The sequence below is a fragment of the Desulfovibrio sp. 1188_IL3213 genome (assembly GCF_036763145.1).
Taxonomy (GTDB): domain Bacteria; phylum Desulfobacterota; class Desulfovibrionia; order Desulfovibrionales; family Desulfovibrionaceae; genus Desulfovibrio.
Genome location: NZ_JBAIYR010000070.1, coordinates 1 through 8,189 on the forward strand (window position 1 = coordinate 1; position 8,189 = coordinate 8,189).

The 8,189-nt window shown below is 60.9% G+C and carries 8 protein-coding genes; all 8 read left to right on the forward strand.

The annotated features are described in order from the left end of the window. Nucleotides 1-3,085: complex I subunit 5 family protein (locus V6C16_RS05160; RefSeq protein WP_333542842.1), on the forward strand; the 3,085-nt coding region annotated here is incomplete at its 5' end. Next, nucleotides 3,082-4,053: a respiratory chain complex I subunit 1 family protein gene (locus V6C16_RS05165; protein WP_333536351.1), complete on the forward strand. Its 972-nt coding sequence runs from the start codon at nucleotides 3,082-3,084 to the stop codon at nucleotides 4,051-4,053. The genes V6C16_RS05160 and V6C16_RS05165, both read left to right, overlap by 4 nt. Nucleotides 4,054-4,078: 25 nt before the next feature. Then, entirely contained in the window at nucleotides 4,079-4,513 is a 435-nt protein-coding gene (locus V6C16_RS05170) for an NADH-quinone oxidoreductase subunit B family protein (RefSeq protein ID WP_041724975.1), read from the forward strand. A gap of 1 nt (nucleotide 4,514) precedes the next feature. Continuing rightward, on the forward strand, nucleotides 4,515-5,093 hold the full coding sequence (locus V6C16_RS05175; protein WP_333536352.1) for a 4Fe-4S binding protein: 579 nt from the start codon (nucleotides 4,515-4,517) through the stop codon (nucleotides 5,091-5,093). A gap of 22 nt (nucleotides 5,094-5,115) precedes the next feature. Further along, nucleotides 5,116-5,652 carry an NADH-quinone oxidoreductase subunit C gene (locus tag V6C16_RS05180; protein WP_333536353.1) on the forward strand — a complete coding sequence of 179 codons (537 nt, stop codon included), beginning with the start codon at nucleotides 5,116-5,118 and terminating at the stop codon, nucleotides 5,650-5,652. Further along, a complete protein-coding gene (locus V6C16_RS05185) occupies nucleotides 5,649-6,731 on the forward strand; it encodes a hydrogenase large subunit (protein ID WP_333536354.1) in 1,083 nt (360 codons plus the stop codon). Before V6C16_RS05180 ends, V6C16_RS05185 begins: the two co-directional genes overlap by 4 nt. 394 nt (nucleotides 6,732-7,125) lie before the next feature. Further along, entirely contained in the window at nucleotides 7,126-7,509 is a 384-nt protein-coding gene (locus tag V6C16_RS05190) for a hydrogenase maturation nickel metallochaperone HypA (RefSeq protein ID WP_333536355.1), read from the forward strand. After that, a partial coding sequence (locus tag V6C16_RS05195; protein ID WP_333542843.1) for a 4Fe-4S dicluster domain-containing protein occupies nucleotides 7,502-8,189 on the forward strand: 688 nt, incomplete at its 3' end. The genes V6C16_RS05190 and V6C16_RS05195, both read left to right, overlap by 8 nt.

The window sequence follows — 8,189 nt, forward strand, 5'->3', positions numbered from 1 at the left end:
GCTCACCGGGCTTATCGGCGGCCAGTACGGATTTTTCGCGCCCCATGCGGCCGTGCATCCGGCCTACTGGTGCTACTATCTCGGCGCCTTTGTTGCCGGAGGGGCCTTTCTGGCCCGGCTGCGGCAGGCGCCTCTTGTCGGCACGATTTTCGCGGCCCTGGCCCTTGTTCTGGCCCTTGTCGTTGAAACCGGGCCCACCGCCAGACTGTTCCTGGTCATGACCAGCCTGGTGGCCCTGGTGGTCTGCGTGTATTCGCAGGGCTACATCCACGGGCGGCATCAGGGACGCTACTGGTTTTTCCTGCTGCTCACCTTCGCCTCGCTGGCCGGCATAGTTTCAAGCTCCGACGCTCCGGGCCTGTATGGCTACTGGGAACTCATGACCTTCGCCTCCTATTTTCTGGTGGTGCATGAGGGACGACGCAGCGCGTTTGACGCCGGTCTCAAATATTACATCATGTGCGCGGGCGGCGCGCTTTTCATGCTGCCCGGCCTGCTTATGCTCGGTCAGGGCTTTGTACCCACCCCCGTGGTGCAGGCCGCCTTTGTGCTCTGCCTCGCGGGCTTCGGCGTCAAGGCCGGTCTTGTGCCCCTGCACTCCTGGCTGCCCGACGCCCACCCGGCCGCGCCTTCTTCGGTTTCGGCCCCCTTGTCGGGCATCATAACCAAGATGGGCATCTTCGGCATTGTGGCCGTGCTGCTCATGCGGCCCATGGTCAGCACACTGCCGGGCCTGTTCGGGCTTTCCTGGCTCGGCACTGGCCTGGTCTTTACGGGTGCGGCCACCCTCATCCTGGGCGAGGTCATGGCCCTGCGTCAGGACGACATCAAACGCATGCTGGCCTACTCCACCCTGGGGCAGATCGGTGAAATCGCGCTGGTGCTCGGCATAGGCACATGGCTTTCCACAACCGGCGCGCTGTGGCACATGTTCAACCACGCCATCATGAAAGACCTGCTCTTCCTCGGCGCGGGCGCGCTCATCCTGCGCAGCGGCAGCCGCAAGCTTGCCGACCTGCGCGGCCTCGGCCGCCAGATGCCCTTTACCGTGGCCTGCATGGGCATTGGCCTTGTAAGCATTATGGGACTGCCGCCTTTCGGCGCATTTTACAGTAAATTCCTGATGATACAGGCCGCCGCCGAAGCCGGGCAGCTCTGGCTGGCCGCCCTTATTCTCGGCGGCTCGCTGGTGGGCCTTGTGTACTACACACGCATCCTCAAGACCCTGGTCTTTGAGGAACGCCCCGACTATCTGCCCGCAGCCACCGAGGCCCCGCTGACCATGCGTCTTGGCATGGGTGTGCTGGCCGCCCTGTGCCTGCTGCTCGGCCTTGCGCCGCAGTTGCCCATGCAGCTTGTGGTTCCTGTGGCAGGTCTTGCCTTTGTGCCCAATCCTTCCGACGCGCTGGTGCTGCTGGCCGTCAACGTGAACTGGCCCATCTATGTGGTAGCGCCCATATTCGGCGCGCTTTTGCCCGCCATCTTCCACAAGAACCGCGTTATGGCAGGCAAGACCAGCGTGGCTGTGCTGCTTGCCACCGCCCTGCTGGTGATCCTGTTCGGACGCGGGCTGGACACGCTCTCCTTCTGCTTTGCCCTTATTGTCCCCCTGCTCGGGGCGGTCAACATGGCCTATGCCCTGGGCTATATGGAGCACAGCCACAGACAGTGGCGCTTCTACTGCGCCTTTACCGCCATGTGCGGCGGTCTGGTGGGCATGGCGGCCAGCCAGTATCTGCTGAGCTTCTTCCTGTTCTGGGAAATCATGAGCTCGTGGACGCTGTATCTGGCTATTGCCCACGAAGGCGACAAGGCGTCCCTGCGTGAGGCGTTCAAGTACTTTATCTTCAACGTCTTCGGCGCGGGCTTCATCTTTGTGGGCCTGTGCGTTATCGGACCCTTTACCCCCTTCAGCACCCTGCTGCTGGACGGCATGGCTCCCGTCCTGTCTTCGGGCGCGGCCTGGCTCGGCATGGCCCTGCTGGCCGCCGGTTTTGTCATGAAGGCCGCCCAACTGCCCTTCCGCATTGACTGGCAGATGCACCCGGCCCTTGCCCCGACCCCCGTGTCCGGTTACATCTCTTCGGTTCTGCTGAAGAGCGCCATACTGGGGCTTATCAAGCTGTTCATGCTGCTCGGCGGCGGCTTTGCCCTTGCCGGCATTCTGGGCGGTGCGGAACAGGGGATCATCAGCACGACTGTCATGTGGATAGGCGGCATCACCATCATCATGGCCGCTCTTCAGGCACTGCGCAGCAACGGCATCAAGCTCATATTCATCTACTCGACGGTAAGCCAGCTCGGCTACATGGTGCTTGCCGTGGCAGCAGGCGGCGCGCTCGGCTATGCGGGCGGCATGCTGCACGTCATCAACCACGTCTTCTTCAAAGACCTGCTCTTCCTTGTGTGCGGCGCGGTCATGTTTGCCAGCCACAAGGATTCGCTGGACGACCTTGGCGGCATCGGACGCAAGATGCCCTTTACCCTGGCAATGTTCGCCATTGCCGGGCTTTCTGTGGTGGGCGTTCCCCCCACCAGCGGCTTCTCGTCCAAATGGCTTATCTACCATGCCCTCATGGAAGCCGGGCAGCCCTTCCTGGCGCTGCTTTCCCTCATCGGCAGCGTGCTGACCATGGCCTATATCGCCAAGTTCCTGCACGCGGCCTTTCTGGGCCAGCCCGCCCGCGACCTTGACCAGATCAGGGAAGTGCCGCGCATCATGCGTGTACCCATGGGCATTCTGGCCGCGGGTTGTCTGCTTACGGGCATCTTCCCCGGACTTGCGCTCGGCCCCATCAACTCTGTGCTGTTTGAATACGGCTTCATGCCTCTGAACGTGGGCCTTTCCGGCGTGCTTTCAGGCGCGGGAGCCTGGAACGCCACGGGCATGTTCGTGATGATGGCCCTGGCTTTCGCGGGCGGTTGCTGGTTTGTGAAGCGCTTTACCCGCCTGCGCGAAATTGACGTGCACACCTGCGGCCTGCCGCCCGAAACGGCCACCAGCCGCATGACGCCTTCCAGCATTTACGGCGGCCTCACGCGCCTTCTCGGCAGTGAGCGCGCGTCCAAGGAGAACCGCTCATGAGCGATACCCTGCTTGCCATCCTGCATATGTGCGTCTTCCCCGGCGGGGCCTTTGCCCTCATGGTAGCCATGTTCTTCAAGGGACTGGACCGCCGGGTGGAAGCCCGCCTGCAACGCCGCGTGGGACCTCCCCTGGTGCAGCCCTGGCTGGACATTGCCAAGCTGCTGACCAAGGAAACCATGATCCCGCGCACCGCCTGCCGCCCGGCATTTTTGCTGGCCCCGGTTTTCGGCTTTACCGGCATGGCCGTGTGTGCCGCCTTCATACCCATTTCGGGTGTGTATAACGGCCTGTTCAACATGGGCGACCTGCTGGTGATCTTTTACCTGCTGCCCATCCCGGCCATGGCCATCATGCTTGGCGGCTCGGCCTCCAGCTCGCCCTTCGGCGCAGTAGGTTTTTCACGTGAAATGACCCTTATGTTCGCGTATGAAACGCCCCTGCTCATGATTTTGCTGGCAGTAGCCATGCTGACAGGCAAAACCCTCGCGGGCGGCGCCTGGGGCGCGGAATTCTCGCTTTACAAAATCGTGGCCCTGCAGCAGCAGACCGGATCTTTCGGCTTCAATCCGTCCATGATCCCGGCATTTCTGGCCTATCTGATCTTTCTGCCCGGCACTATGGGGGTCGTGCCTTTTGACATCCCCGAGGCCGAAACAGAAATCATCGAAGGCCCGCTGCTGGAGTACGGCGGCCCGCTGCTGGCGCTTTTTCAGATCACGTCGGCGCTCAAGACCTTCGTTGTTCTGGGGCTGGGGGTTGCGCTTTTCTTTCCCGGCACCATATCTGGATGGTGGCCCATCAATCTCTTGTGGTTCCTGTTCAAGTGTTTCGCGCTCATGCTGGTTTCGCTCACCCTGGTCAAGTCGGCCACCGGGCGTTTCCGCATTGACCAGGCGTTTCGCTTTTATGTGACTGTGCCCACAGCCCTTGCGCTGTGCAGCCTGATACTGGTCTGGGTGATGTAAGGAGGCCGCCGTGTCGCTTGACAATATGCTTAAAAAACTTTCCGTGCGTTCGCCGTGGCTGTTCCGCATCAACGCCGGTTCCTGCAATGGATGTGACGTGGAGCTGGCTACCACGGCCTGTATTCCGCGTTATGACGTGGAGCGTCTCGGTTGCCGTTACTGCGGCAGCCCGCGTCACGCCGATATTGTGCTTATTACCGGCCCCCTTACCACAAGGGTGCGCGACCGCGTACTGCGGGTGTGGGATGAAATTCCCGAACCCAAGGTTACGGTGGCCGTGGGCATATGCCCCATATCCGGCGGGGTCTTTCGCGAAGGCTATTCCATTGAAGGCCCCATTGACCGCTACCTGCCCGTGGATGTGAACGTACCCGGCTGTCCCCCGCGCCCCCAGGCCATACTTGAAGGCGTGGTGCTGGCCCGGTCCATCTGGCTGAAAAAACTGGGCGTGGAGGAATAACATGGCGGGCTTTCTTAAAGTTTTATTCCGCAACCTGCTTGAAGGCCCCAGCACCGACCCTTTTCCCCTGGGCGAAACCTTCACCCCCGAGCGCCTGCGCGGCAGGGCCGTGGTTGACCCCGACCTGTGCATGGGCTGCGGCATCTGCCGCCACTCCTGCGCCGCGGGGGCCATCCATATCGGCCAGTTGCCCGACAGCTCGGGCTTTACCATAACCATCTGGCAAAACTCGTGCTGCCTCTGCGCCTCGTGCCGCCACTACTGCCCCACCGGGGCCATGAGCATCAGCACTGACTGGCACTCGGCACACACTCAGACCGAGAAATATAAAAAACTTGAGCAGCATACCATCAAGTATGAACCGTGCGCCCAGTGCGGCGAGCTTATGCGGCCCATACCCAAGGCCCTGGCTGAAAAGCTCTATGCCTGGAACGAAGAGATAGACCCCGAGCTGACCCGCAGGCTCTGCCCCAAATGCCGTCAGATTGAAGACGCCAAGCGCAATGCCTGCCTGCTGCCGGAGCCGGGTGAAGCCCCGGTGGAAAAGGCCGTAACCTCGGCGGCTCCCACAAAAGATTAGCGGTCTGCACCGCGGAGAACATATGCAAGAGACCATCAACGGCAACGCCAGAGTCATTGAGGACCTTTCCCTCCTCTGCACCGAGGCCGACGCCATCCACCACAGTACCGACAGTTTCGGCAACGCCTACCACTGGTTTCGCCTGGGTACGCCGCGCATGCTCACCCGTGGCGCGGAGATATTGCGCCAGGCCGAAGCCCGCCTTGCCATGGTGACGGCCTATAACCGCCGCCAGCTCAGCGAGCCCATGCAGGAAGTGTGTTACCACTTTGAACTGGACGGTGTTATTTACAATATGACCGTTACCCTCAACGGCGAGTGGCCCACCGTACCCTCCATCACGCCGCTGTTCGCCAACGCGGACTGGCACGAACGGGAAATGATGGAACTTTACGGCATCCAGGTCACGGGGCAGCCCAATCCCCGCCGCCTCTTCCTTGATGAAGAGCTGGACGCGGGCATTCTCAACGAAGCCGTGCCGCTTTCCATCATGATGAACGGCGCCTGCACCACCGACCTGTGGGAACGCATCCTCAAGGATAAGGAGAACCCGTCATGACCAGCACCTTCACCATGCCTCTCGGGCCGGTACACGTGGCCCTTGAGGAACCGGTATACTTCCACCTGACGGTGGATGGTGAAACCGTGCGCCACGTTGAGCTGACCTCCGGCCATGTGCATCGCGGCATGGAGGCCATGGCTACCCAGCGCAACCTGGTCAAAAACGTCACGCTGACCGAGCGCGTGTGCTCCCTGTGCTCCAACAGCCACTCCTTCACCTACAGCATGGCGGTGGAAAACGTGCTGGGCATCACCATTCCCGACCGCGCGCGCTATCTGCGCGTGGTGGCGGAAGAAATCAAGCGCATAGCCTCGCACCTTTTCAATACGGCCATTCAGGCGCACATCATCGGCTTCAAGTCGCTGTTCATGCACGTCATGGAAGTGCGTGAAATGATGCAGGACCTGAAAGAAACGGTTTATGGCAACCGCATGAACCTGGCTGCCAACTGCATCGGCGGCGTAAAATACAATGTGGATGCGGAACTGCTGGACTACATGCGCAAGATGCTGGACAAGGTTGAGCCGCAGGTGGACGAAATCCGCGACATTTACGACTCCAACAGCATGGTGCTGGCCCGTACAAAAGGGCTTGGCGTGCTGCCCAGGGAAGACGCCATCCGCCTTGGCGTGGTAGGCCCGGTGGCGCGCGGCTCCGGCCTGCATCTGGATGTGCGCAAGGATTCGCCCTACGCCGCCTATCCTGATGTGGAGTTCAAGACCATTGTGGAGCAGGGCTGCTGCATTCATGCCCGCACCATGGTGCGCATGCACGAAGTGCTTGAATCCTTCAGCATTATCCGCCAGTGCATCGCGCGCATGCCCGGGGGCGAAGTAACGGCCCCCATGCGCCAGATACGCACGGCCGAAGCCTGCGCCCGTTCCGAAGCGCCACGCGGCGAGGTTTTCTACTATATCCGTACCAACGGCACTGATATACCCTCGCGCCTCAAATGGCGTGTGCCTTCCTACATGAACTGGGAGGCTCTGGGCGTGATGATGCGTGACTGCAATGTGGCCGACGTGGCCCTGATCACCAACAGTATCGACCCCTGCGTATCCTGCACGGAACGCTAGAGCAGATTAACTTTGAGAATGTACATTCTCAAAGTTTAAGTCACGCTCGCTTCGATGCTTAACCGCGCAAGTAAATTGCGCTTGCATCTTTGCGGCGGGCGACTGCTCACGCAGCCGCCAGAGCAATTTCAAAGTGAAATTGCTCTAGAGCACTTGACGCCTGAGCGGTACGGATTTTTTAAAAATCCGCACAGAGCACGCCAGCTTTTTAACGTTGGACGGCTCCAGGCAGCGCGCGGCGCATACCGGGTACTGCCGGGAGAGGCCGAAAGCAGCCGGAAAACGATTTTTCTCGCGGAACGCCCCAGGGCGTTCCGCCGGATAAAAGCCGGTCCGGCGCAGGCGGTAACACAGCCCGCCGAAGTGCCGTAAAAATTGAAGCGGCGGAAAAAACATGCATGAAGCGAGTCTGGTTCAGGGGCTTCTGGACATCTGCCTGAAGTCTCTGAAAGATCATAATGAGGCGCATCCTGAAAATCAGGTGGAGCGCATATGCAAGGTGGAGTGCCAGCTTGGCCTTATCGCCTGCGTGGAGGCGCAAACCCTTACCGCCTGTTTTGAGCTTTTTGCGGAAGGAACCCCGGCCGAAGGAGCGCAACTGCTTTTGCACACAGCGCCCCTGCCCTGCCGCTGTACTGATTGCAGCCATGAATTCAGCCTGACGCAACGGCATTTCGTCTGTCCCAGTTGCGGCGGCGAGAACATCCACTTCAACGGGGGCCACGGACTTACCCTGATGGCCCTGCACGTTGCATCCGAGGAAACGGACCATGACTGAACATATCCAGGTCGTACCCGACAAATGCCGCGCCTGTCGCCGCTGTGAAGTGGCCTGTATTGCCGCCCACCACGGCATGAGTTTCAAAGAAGCCATGAAGCATCGCGATGAGCTTGTATCGCGCGTGCAGGTGGTCAAGGCCGAAGGCTTTAAAACCACTGTGCGCTGCCACCAGTGTCCTCATGCGCCCTGCGTCAATGTCTGTCCCACCGGGGCGCTCCAGCAGGATGAGCAGGGACGCATCATCATGCGCGTCCAGTACTGCGTGGCCTGCAAAATGTGCATGGCGGCCTGCCCCTACGGAACCATCACGATGGAAACCATCGGCATGCCTTCGGTGGACGGCGAAGACGGCGAAACTCTCGCCCAGCGCGCCCGCCGCGAGGTAGCCGTGCGTTGCGACATGTGCCGCGCCTGGCGCGTGGAAAACGGCAAACGCATTACCGCCTGCATGGAAGCCTGCCCCGCCCACGCCCTTTCGCTGGTCCTGGCTGACGGAACCGTTGTGGAAGCGCCCAAGCCGGAAAAGAAGGCCGTACCCGCCGCAGCCGGAAGCGAAAATGCCGCCAAGGCCGAGGCCTCCAAAGCTGAAACTTCCAAAGCCGAAACGGCCCCGGCAGGCACTACGCCGTCAGCCGCTGAAGCCGCAGGTGCGGAAAGTCAGAAGCTCGCCCCCAAGA